Raw genomic sequence first — 17,140 nt, 5'->3', positions numbered from 1 at the left:
CATCCCCTGGGCGAACAATTCGGCGGCCTCGAACCGCACCCGTTCCCGCCGGGCCCGTTGCTCCGCGGTCAGACCACCACCATCGGAATACCGCATCCCACCGGCATACACCCACCGGCATACACCCGCCGGCAAGAGCAACCGTCACCCCGAAACGAAAAGATCGGTATCCAGACCATCACCTCGCAGGGGCGGGCACCCGGCTACGCGGTCGTCGGCCTGGTGCAGGACCCGCGTAAGGAGGTCGTCTCCTTCCGGCACCTGTTCAGCACCCGCGTGGCTTTGCGACTGGACGAACCGCAACAGGTGGACATGGTCCTTGGCGACGGCGTTCGACAGCGCGGCGCGGCGGCCCACGTGATCAGTGAGAACACGCCGGGCGTGGCCTGGGTGAAGCAGGACGGGCAGCGGGAGCCGGAACGGGCTCGGGCCTTCCACGTGACCGATGCCGACCTTGTCGAGCTGAGTATCTACCTGGCCGACGCGACCGTTCATGACTTCCAGACTCGGCCGGATGGCACCAGGGAGGAGGCGGCGTGAGCGAGTACCTGACTCGGGCGGACCGGATGAAGCAGCCGGCGGCGCTCGATGTGGCTCGGGCGGTGGCTGAGGAGCACGGCGTCTGTGTCCGGCCGCTGGCGAAGGAGCGGATCGACCTGGACACCGGTCGGGTGGAGATCGTGCCCGTGGCGTGCGGTTCGACCGTGGCCAGTGTGTGCCCGACCTGCGCGGAGAAGAACCGGCGGTTGCGGATGGCGCAGTGCCGCGAGGGGTGGCATCTGACCGAGGAACCCGACTTCACTCCGCACGCTCCCAGCGACGATCAGCGGGCGTTGACGGCGTACCGGGCGGATCTGGTCAAGGCGTACCGCCAGGCCGTGGAAGAGGGAGATGAGATCGGCGCGGAGGAGGTGCGGGAGGAGGTTGCCGGTGTCGATGCCGAACTTCGGCAACGGGGAGTCCGCGGTGCGTTTCCTCCGTTGGAGGTGCGGTCTCGGGCGGTGCGGAAGCGGTCTACGCGTCGGCGGCAGGATGCGCCGAACCTGCCTCGGCGGCCGGTCCAGAAGCGGACCGTTGGCCGGGTCTTCGGGGGCAAGTACCAGCCTTCGACGTTCCTCACGCTGACGCTCGACAGCTACGGGAAGGTACGCAGCGACGGCACGCCGGTTGATCCGGCTCGCTACGACTACCGGCGGGCGGCTCGGGACGCGGTGCACTTCGCGGCACTGCTGGACCGGTTCGTACAGAACCTGCGGCGGTGCGTCGGGTGGGATGTGCAGTACTTCTCCACGGTCGAGCCTCAGCGGCGTCTGGCGCCGCACTGGCACGCGGCTGTTCGGGGTTCGATCTCGCGCGCGGAGCTGCGGGCGGTCGCTGAGGCCACCTATCACCAGGTCTGGTGGCCGAACCATGACGAGATCAAGTACAGCGGCGACAACCGGCCGGTGTGGGACTCGCGGACGAAGGGGTTCGTCGACCCGGTCACCCGCGAACCGCTGCCTACCTGGGAGGAAGCTCTCGACCAGGTGGAGCGTCCGGCGCATGTGGCGCGGTTCGGAGTGCAGGTGCACTCGAAGGGCATCCTCGGCGGCACCGAAGAGGCCGGTCGGCACATCGGCTACCTGACGAAGTACCTGACCAAGAGCATCGGTGAGTGCTTCGACGCCCAGACCAGCCGCCAGGAGGACCACGCCGAACGGCTGTGTGCGGAGCTGGCCGTGACGCCGTGCTCTCCGCAGTGCCCGGTGTGGCTGCTCTACGGCGTCCAACCGAAGGGCGCTCGGCTGTCGATGGAGCCCGGCCGGTGCAAGGGCAAGGCGCACAAGCGCTCCACCCTCGGCGTGGCCGGTCGCCGGGTGTTGGTGTCGCGGAAGTGGTCGGGCAAGTCGCTCGCTGACCACAAGCACGACCGGGTGACGTTCGTTCGGCAACTGCTTGCCGATGTCGGGATCAAGCAGGAAGACCAGCCCGCGCGGGTTGTGTGGAACAACGTCCAGCCCGGCGATCCGAACGTGCCTCCTCGGCCTCACCTGCTGCTGCGGGCGGTCGCGGAGCGGCGGCGCTGGAAAGCGGAGTACACGGCGGCGCTGCTCGCGTCGGCCGGTGCGCAAGAGAGTTCGGCAACTGACCAAGCGGCTTGATCTGGGGGGATCACCGATGCACGAGAAAGAGCACTTCAGCGTGCCCGAAGCGGCCGAGTACATGAGCACGACCGAGCGGTTCGTCCGCCGGCTGATCGCGGAGCGGCGCATCCCGTTCCACCGGCTTGGGCGGTTCATCCGGTTCAAGCGGGCTGACCTCGACGCCTTCATCGAGGCCGGTCGGGTGGAGGCGTTCGACCCGGCTGCCGTTCGGCAACACCTGCGGCGGGCGTCATGAGTGACAAGCGACGTCGGTTCGGGCGGGTCCGACAACTGCCGTCGGGGCGGTGGCAGGCGCGATACCAGGGGCCGGACGACAGGCAGCACACCGCGCCGATGACGTTCGAGCGGGAGAAGGACGCTGACCAGTGGCTCGCTGAGGTCGAGACGGACATTCGGCGGAACGACTGGACCAACCCCGACGCAGGCAAGATCAAGCTGCGCGACTACGCCGAAGCGTGGATCAAAGAGCGGGACCTGGCTGTGCGGACGGTCGAGCTGTACGACGGCCTGCTTCGCAACCACGTCGGACCGAGGATCGGTGACGTGATGCTCGCTGACCTCACCCCGTCTCGGGTCCGGAGGTGGCGGAAGGAGATGCAGGACGACGGTGTGGGTGACGTGACCGTGGCCAAGGCGTACCGGTTCCTGCGGGCGGTCCTCAACACGGCGTCGGCACCGGAGGAACGGCTCCTCAAGCACAACCCGTGCACGATCAAGGGCGGCGGCAAGGAGGAGAGCCCGGAGCGGCCCACCGCCACGCTGAAGCAGGTGTTCGCGGCGGCTGACGCCATCGAGGAGCGGTACCGCCTGATGGTGTTGCTCGCGACGTTCGGCAGCCTGCGGTTCGCTGAGATGGTGGGTCTCAAGCGGGGTGACTTCTCGGTCGTCCACGACGGTGAGCGGACGTTCTGCGTGGTCCAGGTCGAGCGGCAGACCGTGCAGCCGGACTCCGGGCCGTTGTTCGAGGACGATCCCAAGGCCAAGAGCAAGCGGCCGGTCACGCTGCCGCCGTTCCTCGGTGAGGAGATCGAGCGGCACCTTGACGCCTTCGTGGACGACGACGAGGACGCCTGGGTGTTCGTCGGGCCGAAGGGTGGCAGGCCGAAGCGCAACAACTTCTGGCACATCTGGAACGCGGCCAGGCAAGCCGCGGGAATGCCTGACGTCCACCTCCACGACCTCCGGCACACCGGCAACACCCTGGCGGCCGAGACTGGGGCGACGCTTCGGGAGCTGATGGATCGGATGGGCCACAGCTCTACCCGCGCGGCTCTCATCTACCTCCACGCGCGGGAGGAGAGGGGGCGGAAGATCGCCGCTGGGATTGAGGCGATGATCACCGCCGAGAAGGGCACGCCGGAGGAGAAGGGGCACGCGAGGGGCACGGAAGATCATCAGAAAGCAAAAGACCGTCCACGTGGGACGGTCCGCAAGCGATCTACCAGCAAGAAGAAGGTGGAGCGGGTGACGGGAATCGAACCCGCATGACCAGCTTGGAAGGCTGGGGCTCTACCATTGAGCTACACCCGCGACGCGCCTACCGGGGTGGGCGCGGGGTTAGCTTAGCGGGTCGCGATAGGCTGGGGTGGACCGGGGCGTGGCGCAGTTTGGTAGCGCACCCGCTTTGGGAGCGGGGGGTCGCAGGTTCAAATCCTGTCGCCCCGACGAGGTCAGAGGCCCTTTCCTCCTCCGGGAGGAGGGGGCCTCTCCCCATCTCGGGAGAAATCTGGGAGATGATCTTGGGTTTGTGAGCCATCGCGACACCCCCGTAGCAGGCGACCGGACGGAGGCCTCAGCGTCCGGAGGCCACGCCGAGTCCCATCCTGACCTGCGCGAAGTCGACCAGCCCCGCGCCCGCTGCTCGGCCTGCGCTAGCCACGTGGGCACGACCGGTCGGCCGCGCGCTGCACGTGCTGTTCCGCCGTGAGGGCTTCGCCGATGTTCAGTACGGCTGGCGATCCCGTCGCGCTGGAATCACCCAGATGGATCAACTGTCCGGTGCGTGGCCGGATGGCGGAGGCGGTACTCGTCGTCATTCAGCGACAGCACTGGAGGAGATGCGTGCAGGCGAAGGCTGGCTCACGAACTCGGCGACTCAAGACCCGCGAGGTCGCCGAGGTCACAGGCATCCCTGAGTCGACCCTTCGAGCCTGGCGGCACAGAAACCGCGGTCCTGAGTCCTACACGCTGTGCGGATCGGTCGTATACGACGAGGATCAGCTGAACGCCTGGATCGCTGAGCAGAAGGCGCAGAGCGTTCGTGGTGGGACACGTGAGTCGGTCCGCGCCCGTGAGCGCCGTCGTGGTTCCCGCCAGTAGAGCCCGCGCGTCGCTACTTGAGATGCCGCACGGCGGTCACGCGCTCAACTACGGTGCCGCGCATGACGGAGCCTTTGATCCCGACTGAGTTGCCCGAGTCGGACCAGAAAGACCAGCCCACCTGGACAATGCGCGGTGAGCAATGGGCCAGGGTGTCCCGCCACCAGTGGGGCGTTGACGTCGACCTGGAGATCGACGGCCGGTTCGCTGCGGTGCTCAATCCCGAGCGGGCCTATGCCCTGGGCCTGGCCTTGATGGCGGCAGCTCAGGGCCCGCACTTGCCTCGGGAGACAGGCGAGTACTGGGGTGGCGGAACGTGGAGGAGCCCGAACGACTGAGGGCAGCCGCCACGCAGTTCCGGGGCCCGTCGCCATCCGCGACGGGCCCCGGCAACCCGAACCGAGTCGTCATCTCGCGGTCCGACCTGCTCGGCTGGCGTTCAGTCGCCGGCCTGGAGTGTTGCCGCCACGCGTGCGAGCAGTGTTCGCGCGTCGTTGCCTTCGAGCGCGACCGTCCACAGCCGGTCGGTGAGCTTGCTGTAGATCGCGACCTGCTCCGGGTCGTTCACCCGCACCTCGGAGTGCACCAGCTCGATGAAGACCTCGTCATCGACGATCCAGTAGCCGTGCGGCAGCAAGTGCGGGTACTGGACGTGCAGCGGCAGCACGCCGAGACGCACGTTCGGCAGGCCGATTACCGACTGGAGGCGGTCGACCTGGGCGCGCATCTCGGCGGCCGGGCACACGGCCATGCCGAGCGCGGCTTCGGCGACCAGGAGTTCGATCCGCCTGTCCGGCTCGTACAGCACGCGCTGACGCCGCATCCTCGCGTTCACGGCGGCGTCGACGTCGCCAGCCGGCACCTCGAGCAACTCCGCTTGGGTCACGAGGATGCGGCGGGCGTAGTCCGGCGTCTGCACGAGGCCGGGCACGGCCATCACGTCGACGGCGCGGATAACCGCAGCGGCTTGCTCCTCCCGCTCATCCTGCTCCTGGCGGGCGCGGTGACCGCTGCGCAGCTGCCGCCGCCAGGTCGACTGCGCGATGCGGAGGTCACGCAGCTGGTTGCGGAGTTCGTCGACCAGCTCGGCCGGTGCGCCCACGGCGTCGAGCCACGTGCGGAGCTCGTCGTCGCTGGGCGTCTGCTTGCCGGTCTCGATCCGGGAGACCTTCGAGGCGTGCCAGCCGAGCGACGCGGCGAAGTCCTTGGCCGCCAGGCTGGTCCGCTCGACTCGCAACGCCACCAACCGGTCGGCGAAGGCCAATCGCTGGTTCTCGAAGGTGCTGCTCACGGTCTCCTCAGGAGTGGTTCACGGTTGCCTCGCGGCCCATTCGCGGTACGGCACCGCGGCGGAGAGCGCGCGGTGCTGCACGGCACGGTAGCGGTTGACCTCGGCCGGGTCGTCGATCAGCTCGGCGGTGGCCACGCCCGTGTCGCCGAACCGGAGCACGGCCACCAGGTGGTCGTCGAAGAACCAGAAGTCTTCACGCGGAAGGTCGAGCCGAGCAGCATCGGCGGGCGTGAGTAGTCGGATGTCCTCGCCGGCGTCGACCGCGTGTCCGGTGAAGGACAGCTCAAACCGGAGGTAGTCCGTCAGCGGCTCCGTCAGGACCCGTACACGCCCGATTCGACGGCCGGACGCGCTCTGCTCCGTGACCCATTCGAACCAGTCGGCCATCCACTCCAGATCATCAGGCTCACCGGCCAGAAACCGGCGCAGGGGTTCGCGCTCCTCCGGTTCGTCGTAGGTGCCCTGGATCTCCAGCCGCCAGGCCGAGCTGTGGAAGTCGTCGAACAGCCGCTCGAACCCGGCTCGCTCGACCAGTCGCCCGGTCACTGCTCGGTGACCTGCGGGAAGTGCTGGAGGAGGTCAGCCGGGATCTCGACGGCGTCCTCGTGGGCGGGCAGGCCGCGCTTGGCCAGCTCAGCGAGCGCGTCGGGGTCCGTCACCTTCCAGCCCTGGACGACGTAGGTACCGCGGTCGGTGGCGAAGACGCTGGGGCAGCCGCTCTTGCCGGACTCGGTGCCGAGGTGGGTCAGACGCATGATCGGTCCTCTCAGGGCTCGTGACGTTGTGCATCGGACATCCAAGCGGAGTGCAACCAGGCTGCAATGCCCCTAATCAAGTGGTCTTTGATGATCAATTGCACAAATTGCTTGTCAGTGGCAGGCAAATCGCACGAGACTGACCGCTCCGGAGCCCGAACGGGCCAGCGCACCCCTGCCGGAGGTCCCCATGTCGAGCCCACCGAACGCCGCTGCTGATAGCAGCCCCGACAGGCCCATCAACGTGGCCTGCTTCGACGCCGCCGGCCGCCAACGCGTCACGCAGGTGTACCTGCGAGACGCCCGGATCGTGGTGCTTCAGCCCAGCCCCGGGACGTCCTTCTACGACTGGCACGGCGCCGCCGAACTCGCGTCGGCCGTCGACCAGCTGCGCAAGCGGCTGCCCGGGACCGCGCAGTGACCGCCGCCCGTAGCGGTGGCAGGGGCCCGATCGTCGTGCCCACCGATCGGCGGGTGGCGACGTGTTGACCCGTCAGACGGCCACCTGGGAACACGTCAAGACGGTCTCGACCTTCGAGCAGGCCCGGCACCTACTCGGCCTGTTGTCTCCCGCTCCCGACGCGTCGGCGGATGCCTGGATCGCCTACCACCGGAAGTCCGCGGCGGTGTACCGGCGCGTGTCCAAGACCGACCCCGACCACCAGCATGAGGCGACGGGGTACGCCGCGGCCGAAGAGATCTACGCCGAGAGGATCGGCCGGAAGGCCGCTTCCTGATCGCCAGGTTTCCGTTCCCGGTGCGTAACCCCTGGGAGCGGATGGACGCCCCCTCGCGCCCCTCGCGAGGGGGCGTCGTCTTACCCCGATCGACTCGACCACGGAGAGCAGACGATGAGCGCCGACGACACCCGCCCGTCCTGGCTGATCGGCGTTGCCCAGCGCGCCCACGAACTCATGAACGGCCACCCGTTGCCCAACGACCCTGGCGACGAAGACCAGGAACCCGTCACTACTGATGACGGGTCCAGCTGACCACGGACACCACGAACGGCCCCCACACCACCACCCGAAGGCGGCGGTGTGGGGGCGTCTGCGTTTCAGGACTGCGGCGGTTGAGGTTGAGCTGGCCGCACGGGGCGCTTCGCGCCGGGTTCTCCGTTGAGCCAGGCGAGCGCGGCGTTGATCCATGCCGCGCGGTTGGTGCCGATCGCCTCGGTGTTCACCTCGGCGGCAGCCCACCGCGCATCTTCCACACGGACGTGGCGCCCTGTTGTTTTGGGCTGGTTGGGCATGTCGGGAGGCTAGCACGGTGTAGCCACACCGGCTAGCGAAGGTGTGGCTACACCATTCGTGTGACACGGGGTTGAGGTGTAGCCACACCTGTGGTTAGGGTGTAGCCACACCGGAACGAAGAACGGGTCCAGCCGACAGGTCACACTGCGGGGGCCGGTCAGCAGGGCCCGAACTTCGCGAAGGTGTCCCCGGACCTGTACCCGCAGGCAGGACCTGGGCAGCCTGGCCAGGCTCAACCGGGACCGGTTGGCACCAAGGGCGCGTGCGTCTCTCGGCCTCTGCACGGCCGGACGACATCGCCCGCCAACCGGTCCCACCCGTCCAGCATCACCAACGCTGAACGGGTTCTGTAGCGAGTGATCGACAGACCGTGAAATTTCTGCTCCGTGCAGGTGAGTTTGAGCAACGCCCTGTAGCGCGGGACGTCCGACCTGCTGATACCCGAATTGAGCCCGCTGGACGCGCGGGTCGTCGTCTCCCGGAGGTTGCTGTGCAGCGCAAAGCCGCGTTACTGACCGCGAGTGCAGTGGGTGTGCTGCTCGCTGGCATCGGCGTGACGGTGGCCATCGCCGCCGGCGGGCCGGCGCCCGCGGCGCCCGCCGAGCAGCAGCTGGTGACGGAGTCCGCGTCCACCAGCACGACGGCACCGACCACGGTGGACGCGTCGTCCACGGTGGTCGAGCCGTCGCCGACATCCTCGGGTGTGGCCGCGCGGCCGGACGTCCAGCAGGGTCAACCGCCCGCGCCGGTCGCACCTGCCGCCGAGCCGGTGCCGACGACCACCACGGAGCAGCCGCCCGCACCGGAGCCTCAGCCGGGTGACCCGCCGATGGTGGTTCCCACGCCTACGCCGACGTGGCCGATCCGGTGTGTGGGTCCGGAGGACCAGACGCCGGGCTGTATCCGGGACTAACCGGAATCACCCCGCCGTCCGGTGCACGCTGCTCGCCAGGCATGAGCGGGGCCAGCAGCTCGTCAGGGCGTTCGGGCTCGGGCAGCGTCGCGGGTGCGGTCACGTCTGGACACCTCCAGCTTCACGGATGTGGGCTGAAACCGGCCCCGCGCCGCTCGTGACACGGGCCTGCACGTCCAGGTTCAGCGGTGCCAGGTGCGAGCCGGTGACCGCGAACGAGGCGAAGGCCACGGTGATCACGCTCGCCGTGATGGTGCCGGAAGCGCGCACGGCCCCGTCCTGCAACACCCGCCACTCTCCGGCCGATCCGACTGCCGCACCCGTCTTGATCGACATGTTCACTCGGGGGTGCTGCTTGTAGTAGCGCACCTCATCGAGCGTCACGAACGATGCCGAGGTGGTCTTCGGCATCACGTTCCAGTCGGTTTGGTTGTGCGGTAGCGGGATGTAGGGCCGGGCCAAGCCCTGTCCGCTGTCCGCGTCGTCGGCCACGGCGACCTGACCGCCAGGGTCGAACAGGGACCACGCCTGACCGAACGCGGTGAAGTACGTGGTCAAGATCGCTGCACCGCCTTCACGGCGCAGCTCGAACACCTGCCTATCTTCCGCATCGGGACCGGCGTACAGCACGAGCACGCCGTTGTCGTCGACCATCTTGAGGAACGCGTCCTCAAGCAGGCTCAGTCCGCCCTGTCGCAGGATGGCGGAGGACAGCCCGGAGTTCTTGCGGACCTCCGCGATCTGCCGCCGCAGGTCGCGGATCTGGTCGAGGATGTTGCTCGGCTGGTTCACCTGGCCCATGAGGCAGCCCCACTGAGGATGGTGTTCGGCTGCACGTGGATGTGACAGCCGGGGGTCTCGCCGATCTCGGCGTAGCGCTTGGCCTTCACGACCTCGGTGACTTGGGCGTCGTCGTGCCACACGCCGGCCGACCCAACGGCGTCGAGCACGGCGCGTTCGAGCTTGTCGACGTCCGGGCGCTTGGTGTGCGGCGGTGTCGCCCTGGTCTTGGGCAGGCCGGACGGGCGGGGCATCACGAACACCAGGCGCACGAGGACGGGCACGCCCTGGTCGAACCGGACTCGCGGGGAACCCTCGGTGAGGAACGCCTCGCGGACGTCCTGCCGCCAGGGCTTCACGGCCTTGGACGACTCGACCATGACGCCGTTGCCCACGTGCCGCTTGCTGCCCTGCGGCGCCGGTCGGCCGGGTACGAACACGGCAACGGCGGTCAGCTGTGCGATCAGGCCGGCCATTACTCGGCCTCGCTGATCAGTGCTTCCCGCACCATGCCCATGAACTGGTCGTTGGTCTGGTGGAACCACTGGGGCAGGTTGTGCATTCGCTCGGGCAGCGCGGCGGTCAGCAGCTCGTGCAGCTCGGGCGTGGCGTCGATGAGGTCCTTGAGCGCGGCCCGGTCCTCGGTGGCCCGGTCCCCGGTGCGCATGATACCCGCGGTGGCCGCGGTGAACACGGCACTGGCGACATCCTCGTCGGGCATGGCCGTGATCTGGCGCCGGTCACCCTCGAACAGGCGGACCGCGTCCCGCGAGACCACGACACCACGCACCCGCTGTCCATCCTGGACGGTGCCGCTCGGGTCGGTCGCGCCGACGCGGCTCAGGGCGGCCTCGTAGCGCTGGCGTAGCGCGAGGATGGCGCCGCGCCTCGCGGCCATGACCCGCACTGCGGCGTCCATCGCCCGGACCGCGGTCTGGAACGCCTCGGCGAACTCGTTGGTGCCGGTCGCCAGGATCGCCTCGGCGTCGCTGCGGACGGCGTCCAACTCGGCGTTCAGGTCTGCCTCGGCTCGCTGGGCCGCGCGTCGCTGGGCCGCCTCCACCTGTAGTTCGGCGAAGTCGATGGCGCCCTGCCGTTCGGCGAGCATCGTTGCGGTGATGCTGGTGTCGCCGTCGAGCACGCGCTGCTTGAAGACGGCCAAGTCCTGCTTGGCGTCCTGGACGGCCTGCTCCGCGGCCTTGATCTCGTCGTTGGTCACAGTCCTGCCTCGTAGCTGTATCGGGGGTTGTCGGCGTGGTCCTGCAAGGCCACGGCGGGCCGGACGCCGGTGCGCTGGACGTCCTGGCGGAGCTGGTCGACGCGGCGGAGGTAGTTCGCCTGTTCGGTGAGCCAGGCCAAGCGCTCGGGGCCGGACTCCGGGTCCTCGGTGAGGGCCAGGCCCTGCCGGCGGAACCTGTCGAGCAGCCGGCGGTTGTCGGTGAAGCACACGCCCTGGACCCACCAGATACGGGTGTCGCCGAAGTCCTCGGGGCCGTGCGCCAGTTGGTGGCGGGATTGGACGCGGGTGTCGGTCATGCCGCGCTCTCGGCGCCCTGCTGGCGTGCCCAGGCGGCGACCTGGGCACGCCGCGGGGTGGGTAGGGCTTCCCATCCGGCCGTGCCGTACAGCGCGGCGTCAGCCGCCAGGGCGGCCTCGTACGCCTCGCGCTCCGGACGCGCCGTCTCGTCGGCTGCGGCCTGGTCAGCTTCGCCCTTGGCCTGGATCGCCTGCCACAGGCTCGGCCTGGGCGAGGTGTTCGGCTCCATGCTCGTCGTCCTCCAGTTCGGGGAGGCTGTTCGCGTCGAACAGCCAGACCCCTCCGACAACGCGCGCCGGCAGGTGGCCCGTCAACGCCAGCCGGCGCGCGTGCCGGGGGGTGCACCCGAGGCGGAGAGCGGCCTCTGCGGTGCTGATCTCCACAATGGCCGCAGGCTCGGACTCAGGTCCGTCTGCGGACATGGGCAGCCGGACCGGTTCGGCTGCCGCCTGGTGCAGGTCGGTCAAGAGCGCATCGAGGTGCGGTGAGGGACGGCCGCCGCCGCCGAGCTGGAGGCGCGCGCCAAGACCGAGCTGCACCAGGCGGATGAGCATCCGGGCGTCGTCCGGATCGAGCACGATCACGGCTACCGGGTCGCTCGGATCGCGGGGCAGGATCACAGCCTCTCCTGGTCGCTGGGGATCACCTCAGCGGTACTCGGGGCAGTGGTGAGCAGGATGCGGATACGCGGCCAGTCCCGTGGTGCCCACAGGTAGCACTCGACGCCGTGCAGCTCGGCGAAGCGACCGGGCAGCGTCTCGTGGGCCCGCCGCACGTTGGTCCGCAGGAACACCAGCACCACGCGAGTGGCGCGCACCAGGACCACGCTGGGCTCGTGGGAGCGCTCGTTGCGCAGGTCCTGCACGTAGGTGGTCCAGCCAGCGCGGCGCGCGGTGTCGAGCACCTGGCGCTGCCAGTCGAGTTCACGGGGACCGAGGATCACGGGTACCTCCAGCAGGGCAGACGGGTGTGTCCCGCGCGCCCGCGCGTCTATGTGCGAAGCGGCCGGGGGGCGACCGGTCGCCGGCCGGTGGGTTCCGGTCGCCCTGCGGCGTCTTCAAGGGGTGGTGGTGCGTCGGCGTTCGCGGGCCTCGGCGAGGGCGCCGCGGACGCGTGCGGAGCCGCGCTCGTGGTCGCCGGGGCGCTGGGGTGGGATGTGGAGTTCGGCGCGGCGGCGGTCGTGGCCGAGGTGTGGTCGGCAGATGAGGCAGGGGACGGGCTTGTCGGCGTTGCGGTCGATCCAGCCGGTGTCGCAGTGGTGCGGCGGGGGCTGTGCGGCCTGCTGTGGGCGGTTGGTGTCCGGCTGGTCGTCGTGGTCGTCGACGCGCTCGCCGTAGCGGTCACGGCGCACTGGAGGTCACCTCCTGGGCTTGGTAGGCGCGGTAGATGGCGCGGTTGAGGGCATCGCGGTGTCTGGGGCTGGTGATGACGCCGGCGGGCAACCCGAGTGCTCGGCGTGCGGCTGTGCGCGTCGTGCTGAAGCGGACCGGGTCGTGGGCCTTGAGCGTCTTCGTGAGGTGTGCGAGTTCGTCGGAGCTGAGGTCGTTCGGGTCTGTGCTGAGGTCGAGCGCGGGCGTGGCCTCGCGCGCGGGGGTACCGGACTTCGACTGATCAGCTTCCGTGGATGGATCTGGGAGCACGTCGGTTGCGGTAGAAGGGTCTTCGTCCCGGCCTAGCGAAGCGCGGCCGGTGCGCAGGGGGTCCGGGGGCAGCGTGCCCCCGAGAGGTTCACCTGGTGGTTCTACTGGTGGTTCCCCCGGTGCTGAGTGCGTTACCGAACGGACGGAGAGTGCGTTACGTACGGACGCAGAATCCGTTACAGACGGCGGGGTAACGGACGCAGAATCCGTTACGTCAGCCTTCCCGCGGTGCTTCCGGACCCGTGCCGCAGTCGCCTCCCGTTCGGCCTTCAGGGCGGCCTCGATCTCGGCCCAGTCGCTCGCTGGACGCTTGAGGTCCAGGTCCAGCCGCCACCGAACGGCACCCATCGAGGTGAGGCCGTCGCGGACGAGCAGCCCTTTGTTCTCCAGCCGACGAACGGCCCGTTCGACCGTGCGCACGTCCAGCCCGGTCGCGAACTTGACGCGCGCCGGACCGGGGTAGGCGTTGTGGCCCGTCTTATTGGCGTGCTCGGCGAACACCACGAGGACGAACCGGGCGCTGGTGTCCGGCTTGCCGGCTGGGGTGAGCAGCATGGGCGCCTCGTACAGCGCCCATGCCACCGCTTCGATGCTCACGCCGCCCACCGCCTGCCGTAGGGGCGTTCGACGACCAGCGCGGCAAGGTGGTCGCTGACCGGTCGCCCGTCGGCGTGCACGGGGCAGGCGACGCCGCGCCAACAGCAGCCGCGGACGGCGCACGGCCGGGCCTGGCGAGGGGTTACCCTCGCCAGGCTGGTACCTCGCGTCAGGTGAGCGTGGGAGCGGCCGGGCTGCCGGGCCTGGCCGCTCCGCTCGTCGGGCTGGTGGGTCATCTCCTCCGTCTTCCTTGCGGCACGCGTGACGTGACTGCGGACCTCGGGGTGCAACGGCGGGAGTGCCGAGGTGAAGTGGTGCGGGGTGCTGTAGCGGGTCAGGACCTGTCCGCGGCGGTGGACGTGTCCTGGGTGGGGTCGTCGAGCGGGTAGCCCAGGCCGCGCGCCAGGTCTTCCACGTCGGCGGTGGCCGACGCGTCGACGTGGTCGTGGTCGAAGGCGGCGACCTCCGCGGCGACCTGGGCCAGGTCCTCCGTGTCGGCCTCGCGCTGCTGGCGGAGCCGCTCGCTGCCGTTCACGACGACCAGGAGCAGGTCGAGCGCGTCGGGGTCGGTCGGGATCAGGCAGGCGCGGCGGCGGGCGTCTTTGGTGTCGTCGAACGCCTCGGCGACGAGACGGAGCATCCGAGCACGCTCCTTGTTGGAGTAAGCCCAGAGGGCGCTGTAGATGGTGCGCAGCAACTTCGCTCCCGCCCCGGCCGCCACCATCGCGAAGGTGCGACGTTCGGCGGGCACGTTCGCGGCTTGGGCGAGCAGCTGCGCTCGGGTCGGTCGGTCGGTACCGTTCTGGTTGGCGGCGGACTGGCTCATGAGGCTCTCCGGTTTCGTGTTCGGTTCGTCGCGGGGCTGCTCGGCCTGGCCGTCGGGCAGCCCCGTCTTCTTCGTCTGGGATCGGGGCGCGGCGCTAGGCGGCGTCATCGCCACCCGCCCTGCCACCGGCCCGGTTGCCTCGCTGCGGTCGTGACCGCAGCTGCGCTACCGGCGCGGGCGCCGTTGTGCGCTGTACGACGCGACGTCGCGGTGCTGCGGTGGTCGTCGCTGGCTGGCCCCGGTCTTCGGGGCGCTGCTCGAACGTCGCGACGATCTCGTCCAGGTGCTTGCTGCTGAACCTGTACGCGCCGCCGACCATGACGAACGGGATACGGCGTCGGCGGGCCTGCTCCTTCACCCACCACTCGGAGCAGCCGAGCGCGTCGGCGATCTCCTGAGGGGTGTGCAGGCGGGGGAGTTGGCCAGCCGAGTTCACGCCCGGTTGTGCGGCGGTCATGCCGACAGCCCTTCAGCGTCGATCGGCTCGACCTCGAACAACTCGCGCACCGGCACGTCCAGCCGTCGCGCCACCTTGACCTTCGCAACGGCGGACAAACCGCGCTCGCCGCGCTCGACGCGGCTGAGCATCGACTTGGACAAGCCGACGAGGTCGGCCAGCTCATCGAGGCTGATGCCGTTATCGGTCCGCCAGCGGCGGAGCCGGTTCGGCGTCCTCCATTCGGTGATCGGTTCTTTCACCTGACGGACCATATGTTCGAGGGTCATTCGGAGTCAACCGTCTGGACAACGAACAGTTCACCTGAGACTCTCGACGCGTGGCAACAGAAGAGGCAACACCTCCCAAGATCGGGCACGTGGTCGGCGAGAACCTTCGTCGGCTACGCATGGACCTAGGGCTGACACAGGACGAATTGAGCCTTCTGCTGAAGCAGCACGGCCTTGGATGGCAGCGCAGCCACATCGCCGCCATCGAGGCGGGCAACCGGGAGTCGATCGAGCTGGACACGGCTGTGGCGTTGGCGCGCGCCCTGGACGTACCCGTGGCCGAGTTGGTGGCAGGGGACGGGCCCGTGCAACTGACGCTGGACACCGAGTTCACCCGTGCCGGATTCCGTGAGGTGCTGTCGCAGCCAGCGACCGCCTGGACCGAGGCCGCAGCGATTTCCGGCCGCAGCGCGCTTCGGTTCATTGAGGCTGTCGGGGAGAGGTCTGCGGCGAAGCAGGTCTCCTTCCAGGCCGACGCCGAATTGGCTGCTCGCCTTGGGGTCAAACCGGAAGACGTCTACCACGCGGCCGAACGGCTCTGGGGGCACAACCTCCACCAAGAGCGCGATCGCCGCATCGCTGAAATGGGCGAGATGTCCGCCGCGCAGCGCCGTGCGCGCCGTGGCCACATCACCAGGCAGCTCGCGAAGGAACTCTTGCCGCACCTGCCGGGCGGTAAGAGTGCCAACGCTGAGCAGGACTAGAAGGGAACCCGATGGGGTTCGCGGAGAAGCGAGGGGACTACTACCGGGGCCGGTACAAGATCGCGCCGGGCAAGTACGGCACGGTCGCCGATGCCACCGGCGCCACGATCAGGTTCCGCACCAAGCGGGAGGCCGAGCAGGCCGCCAACGACGAAGAGTCGAAGGTGCGCGGAGGCACCTGGCGCGACCCTGCGGCCGGGCAGACGAGGTTCGGCGACTACGCCTCGCGCTGGTACGCCGCACAGGACCTGGCACGGTCCACAATGGAGAACTACCGCTCGAACCTCGAAGTCCACCTCCTGCCCTATTTCGGCGAGATGGAACTATTCGCAATCTCCTCCTTCGACATCGCCGAATGGGAGAAGCAGGAGAAGGCCGAGGGGTACGCGGCGAGCAGCATCAAGGGCTGGCGCGGCAACCTGCACCTGGTCCTGGCGGACGCGGTCGACGACGGCCTGATCGACTCGAACCCCGCGACGAAACGCCGAGGTCGAGGCAAGCGCGCCGGCCGCGCCCGAGACCGAGGACCCGAGAAGGTCATCACCGACGCACTGGGCGCACTGCTGATCGCCGAGCGGGCTGCCCTGCTTTCCGGTCGTGACGACGAGTTCGTCGTCGTGGTGCTGAAGTACTTCACCGGGATGCGCTGGGGTGAACTGGTCGGCCTGGAGACCGAGTACACCCGGCTGCGGTCGATCCGCGTCGAGCACCAGCTCTATGAGCTCGACAGCAGCGAGCTGCACCGGTGTCCACCCAAGGACGACTCGTACCGCACGATCGACACCCCTTCGTGGTTGAGCCGCCTGGTGTCCGACCACATCGCCCGGACTGCGCCGCAACCGTGCCCGTGCCACGGCCGTACGTACGTGTTCCGGGGCCTGGGCGCGGCGAACGGTGCCGCGCGGCGCCCTGGGGCGAAGCTGGTCGACGTCGCCCGCCGTGCCGGGGTGTCCACCGGCACGGTGTCGAACCTGCTCAACCATCCCGACCGTGTCGCCGAGGCGACTCGCGTCAAGGTGGAGGCCGCGATCGCTGATCTCGGGTTCGTCCGCGGTGCAGCCGGCGGTGAGACGGCGCCGCACTGGCGGCGTAACGGGTTCGCCACGTGGCTGTTCGGGCCGGCAGCGAGCGGCTGGTACCCGCGCAAGGCACCGCAGGACACGCACCCCGTGCCGCTGCTGGCCGAGCCGTGGCCGGGAGTGCCAGCGCGGGGCCGGAACGCCAGCGGACGCGCTGACGCCTGCTGGACGCCGATCGCCCGAGGGCTGACGCCGCATGGGCTGCGGCACAGCCACAAGACGCTGATGCGAGAGCTGGCCACGCCGCCGCCGCTGATGGACGACCGACTGGGGCACCTGGACGGCTCGGTGCAGGCTCGCTACGACCACGTCACCGCGGACATGCGCGCGAGGCTGCTCGACGGGCTCACCGACGCGTGGGAGTCGGCGCTCGATGCCCGATCGGCGATGTTCTCGCGGTCGCCGGTGTCGGTGCTGGACGAGCTGTTGCGGGCGCGGGAGCGGAAGGTCGGCGAGGCCGCGCGGAACGAGCTTCGCGCGGCCTATGGGGTGAAGCGGGAGAAGTTCGGGAGATGATCAAGCCAGTGCGGCCTCTTCAGGCCAACGGGGACCAACCGCAACCAAGGGCCTGACCTG

The 17,140-nt window shown here is 69.2% G+C and carries 28 protein-coding genes, 2 tRNA genes and 1 pseudogene; 13 read left to right on the top strand and 18 right to left on the bottom strand.

Going from position 1 to position 17,140, the window contains the following annotated elements; genetic code table 11:
* From FM051_RS04805 to FM051_RS04790, 4 genes and pseudogenes are all read left to right on the top strand, one after another.
* Nucleotides 1–540, top strand: a pseudogene (locus FM051_RS04805) (hypothetical protein); the annotation flags it as partial.
* Between the two features lie 26 nt (nt 541–566).
* A complete protein-coding gene (locus FM051_RS04800; RefSeq protein WP_158841094.1) occupies nt 567–2,141 on the top strand; it encodes a replication initiator in 1,575 nt (524 codons plus the stop codon).
* 16 nt (nt 2,142–2,157) lie between these two features.
* Nucleotides 2,158–2,379, top strand: coding sequence for a helix-turn-helix domain-containing protein (locus FM051_RS04795; protein WP_158840982.1), 222 nt, complete (start codon nt 2,158–2,160; stop codon nt 2,377–2,379).
* Complete coding sequence (locus tag FM051_RS04790; protein ID WP_158840980.1) at nt 2,376–3,632, top strand: tyrosine-type recombinase/integrase; 1,257 nt, start codon at nt 2,376–2,378, stop codon at nt 3,630–3,632. Before FM051_RS04795 ends, FM051_RS04790 begins: the two co-directional genes overlap by 4 nt.
* On the opposite strand, the gene FM051_RS04785 is transcribed toward FM051_RS04790, so the two are convergent.
* Nucleotides 3,601–3,674: transfer RNA gene (locus FM051_RS04785), tRNA-Gly, on the bottom strand. The genes FM051_RS04790 and FM051_RS04785 overlap by 32 nt on opposite strands.
* A gap of 61 nt (nt 3,675–3,735) precedes the next feature.
* Here FM051_RS04785 and FM051_RS04780 point away from each other — a divergent pair.
* The 3 genes from FM051_RS04780 (at nt 3,736) to FM051_RS04770 (ending at nt 4,801) form a co-directional block, all read left to right on the top strand.
* Nucleotides 3,736–3,809, top strand: a tRNA-Pro gene (locus tag FM051_RS04780).
* A 273-nt stretch (nt 3,810–4,082) separates the two neighbouring features.
* The gene (locus FM051_RS53930; RefSeq protein WP_202918669.1) at nt 4,083–4,463 is read left to right on the top strand and encodes a helix-turn-helix transcriptional regulator; all 381 of its coding nucleotides are present in this window, start codon (nt 4,083–4,085) and stop codon (nt 4,461–4,463) included.
* Nucleotides 4,464–4,525: 62 nt separating this feature from the next.
* The gene (locus tag FM051_RS04770) at nt 4,526–4,801 is read left to right on the top strand and encodes a hypothetical protein (protein WP_158840978.1); all 276 of its coding nucleotides are present in this window, start codon (nt 4,526–4,528) and stop codon (nt 4,799–4,801) included.
* A 101-nt stretch (nt 4,802–4,902) separates the two neighbouring features.
* Here the strand turns inward: FM051_RS04770 and FM051_RS04765 are convergent, their stop codons facing one another.
* From FM051_RS04765 to FM051_RS04755, 3 genes are read right to left on the bottom strand one after another with little or no spacing between them, the layout of a single operon-like run.
* On the bottom strand, nt 4,903–5,754 hold the full coding sequence (locus tag FM051_RS04765; RefSeq protein ID WP_158840976.1) for a helix-turn-helix domain-containing protein: 852 nt from the start codon (nt 5,752–5,754) through the stop codon (nt 4,903–4,905).
* Between the two features lie 18 nt (nt 5,755–5,772).
* Nucleotides 5,773–6,300, bottom strand: coding sequence for a DUF6879 family protein (locus FM051_RS04760; RefSeq protein ID WP_158840974.1), 528 nt, complete (start codon nt 6,298–6,300; stop codon nt 5,773–5,775).
* A complete protein-coding gene (locus FM051_RS04755) occupies nt 6,297–6,509 on the bottom strand; it encodes a hypothetical protein (protein ID WP_158840972.1) in 213 nt (70 codons plus the stop codon). Before FM051_RS04755 ends, FM051_RS04760 begins: the two co-directional genes overlap by 4 nt.
* Before the next feature lie 190 nt (nt 6,510–6,699).
* Between FM051_RS04755 and FM051_RS04750 the strand changes: the two genes are divergently transcribed.
* From FM051_RS04750 to FM051_RS04740, 3 genes are all read left to right on the top strand, one after another.
* A complete protein-coding gene (locus tag FM051_RS04750; RefSeq protein WP_158840971.1) occupies nt 6,700–6,930 on the top strand; it encodes a hypothetical protein in 231 nt (76 codons plus the stop codon).
* Nucleotides 6,931–6,991: 61 nt separating this feature from the next.
* Nucleotides 6,992–7,246: an AMED_5909 family protein gene (locus tag FM051_RS04745; RefSeq protein WP_158840969.1), complete on the top strand. Its 255-nt coding sequence runs from the start codon at nt 6,992–6,994 to the stop codon at nt 7,244–7,246.
* A 114-nt stretch (nt 7,247–7,360) separates the two neighbouring features.
* Entirely contained in the window at nt 7,361–7,501 is a 141-nt protein-coding gene (locus FM051_RS04740) for a hypothetical protein (protein ID WP_158840967.1), read from the top strand.
* A gap of 65 nt (nt 7,502–7,566) precedes the next feature.
* Here the strand turns inward: FM051_RS04740 and FM051_RS04735 are convergent, their stop codons facing one another.
* Entirely contained in the window at nt 7,567–7,761 is a 195-nt protein-coding gene (locus FM051_RS04735) for a hypothetical protein (RefSeq protein WP_158840965.1), read from the bottom strand.
* A 533-nt stretch (nt 7,762–8,294) separates the two neighbouring features.
* On the opposite strand from FM051_RS04735, the gene FM051_RS04730 reads away from it, so the two are divergent.
* Complete coding sequence (locus tag FM051_RS04730) at nt 8,295–8,675, top strand: hypothetical protein (RefSeq protein ID WP_158840963.1); 381 nt, start codon at nt 8,295–8,297, stop codon at nt 8,673–8,675.
* Nucleotides 8,676–8,774: 99 nt separating this feature from the next.
* Here FM051_RS04730 and FM051_RS04725 read toward each other — a convergent pair whose 3' ends face one another.
* The 13 genes from FM051_RS04725 to FM051_RS04665 form a co-directional block, all read right to left on the bottom strand.
* Nucleotides 8,775–9,476 (bottom strand): early set domain-containing protein, encoded by a 702-nt coding sequence (locus FM051_RS04725; protein ID WP_158840961.1) that lies wholly within the window; start codon nt 9,474–9,476, stop codon nt 8,775–8,777.
* A complete protein-coding gene (locus FM051_RS04720; protein WP_158840959.1) occupies nt 9,464–9,931 on the bottom strand; it encodes a RusA family crossover junction endodeoxyribonuclease in 468 nt (155 codons plus the stop codon). Before FM051_RS04720 ends, FM051_RS04725 begins: the two co-directional genes overlap by 13 nt.
* Nucleotides 9,931–10,674, bottom strand: a complete 744-nt coding sequence (locus FM051_RS04715; RefSeq protein ID WP_158840957.1) for a hypothetical protein — start codon at nt 10,672–10,674, stop codon at nt 9,931–9,933. Before FM051_RS04715 ends, FM051_RS04720 begins: the two co-directional genes overlap by 1 nt.
* On the bottom strand, nt 10,671–10,991 hold the full coding sequence (locus FM051_RS04710) for a hypothetical protein (protein ID WP_158840955.1): 321 nt from the start codon (nt 10,989–10,991) through the stop codon (nt 10,671–10,673). Before FM051_RS04710 ends, FM051_RS04715 begins: the two co-directional genes overlap by 4 nt.
* A complete protein-coding gene (locus FM051_RS04705) occupies nt 10,988–11,221 on the bottom strand; it encodes a hypothetical protein (protein WP_158840953.1) in 234 nt (77 codons plus the stop codon). Before FM051_RS04705 ends, FM051_RS04710 begins: the two co-directional genes overlap by 4 nt.
* A complete protein-coding gene (locus FM051_RS04700) occupies nt 11,157–11,612 on the bottom strand; it encodes a helix-turn-helix domain-containing protein (RefSeq protein WP_158840951.1) in 456 nt (151 codons plus the stop codon). Before FM051_RS04700 ends, FM051_RS04705 begins: the two co-directional genes overlap by 65 nt.
* Complete coding sequence (locus tag FM051_RS04695; protein WP_158840949.1) at nt 11,609–11,935, bottom strand: hypothetical protein; 327 nt, start codon at nt 11,933–11,935, stop codon at nt 11,609–11,611. Before FM051_RS04695 ends, FM051_RS04700 begins: the two co-directional genes overlap by 4 nt.
* Nucleotides 11,936–12,049: 114 nt before the next feature.
* Nucleotides 12,050–12,343 (bottom strand): hypothetical protein, encoded by a 294-nt coding sequence (locus tag FM051_RS04690; protein WP_158840947.1) that lies wholly within the window; start codon nt 12,341–12,343, stop codon nt 12,050–12,052.
* Nucleotides 12,333–13,229, bottom strand: coding sequence for a helix-turn-helix domain-containing protein (locus FM051_RS04685; protein WP_158840945.1), 897 nt, complete (start codon nt 13,227–13,229; stop codon nt 12,333–12,335). Before FM051_RS04685 ends, FM051_RS04690 begins: the two co-directional genes overlap by 11 nt.
* Nucleotides 13,226–13,465 carry a hypothetical protein gene (locus tag FM051_RS04680; protein ID WP_158840943.1) on the bottom strand — a complete coding sequence of 80 codons (240 nt, stop codon included), beginning with the start codon at nt 13,463–13,465 and terminating at the stop codon, nt 13,226–13,228. The genes FM051_RS04685 and FM051_RS04680 overlap by 4 nt, the downstream gene beginning before the upstream one ends.
* A gap of 98 nt (nt 13,466–13,563) precedes the next feature.
* Entirely contained in the window at nt 13,564–14,163 is a 600-nt protein-coding gene (locus FM051_RS04675; RefSeq protein ID WP_158840941.1) for a hypothetical protein, read from the bottom strand.
* Nucleotides 14,150–14,512 (bottom strand): helix-turn-helix domain-containing protein, encoded by a 363-nt coding sequence (locus tag FM051_RS04670; RefSeq protein WP_158840939.1) that lies wholly within the window; start codon nt 14,510–14,512, stop codon nt 14,150–14,152. The genes FM051_RS04675 and FM051_RS04670 overlap by 14 nt, the downstream gene beginning before the upstream one ends.
* The gene (locus FM051_RS04665; protein ID WP_158840937.1) at nt 14,509–14,766 is read right to left on the bottom strand and encodes a helix-turn-helix domain-containing protein; all 258 of its coding nucleotides are present in this window, start codon (nt 14,764–14,766) and stop codon (nt 14,509–14,511) included. Before FM051_RS04665 ends, FM051_RS04670 begins: the two co-directional genes overlap by 4 nt.
* Nucleotides 14,767–14,870: 104 nt before the next feature.
* Here FM051_RS04665 and FM051_RS04660 point away from each other — a divergent pair, with 104 nt between their 5' ends.
* Together FM051_RS04660 and FM051_RS04655 are read left to right on the top strand one after the other, a co-directional pair.
* Nucleotides 14,871–15,485 (top strand): helix-turn-helix transcriptional regulator, encoded by a 615-nt coding sequence (locus FM051_RS04660; protein WP_202918668.1) that lies wholly within the window; start codon nt 14,871–14,873, stop codon nt 15,483–15,485.
* 11 nt (nt 15,486–15,496) lie between these two features.
* Nucleotides 15,497–17,080, top strand: coding sequence for a LacI family DNA-binding transcriptional regulator (locus FM051_RS04655; protein WP_158840935.1), 1,584 nt, complete (start codon nt 15,497–15,499; stop codon nt 17,078–17,080).
* Nucleotides 17,081–17,140: the final 60 nt, after the last annotated feature.

It is taken from the genome of Saccharothrix deserti, from assembly GCF_009769385.1.
GTDB lineage: Bacteria > Actinomycetota > Actinomycetes > Mycobacteriales > Pseudonocardiaceae > Actinosynnema > Actinosynnema deserti.
This window is presented reverse-complemented; position numbering and strand designations above follow the sequence as displayed.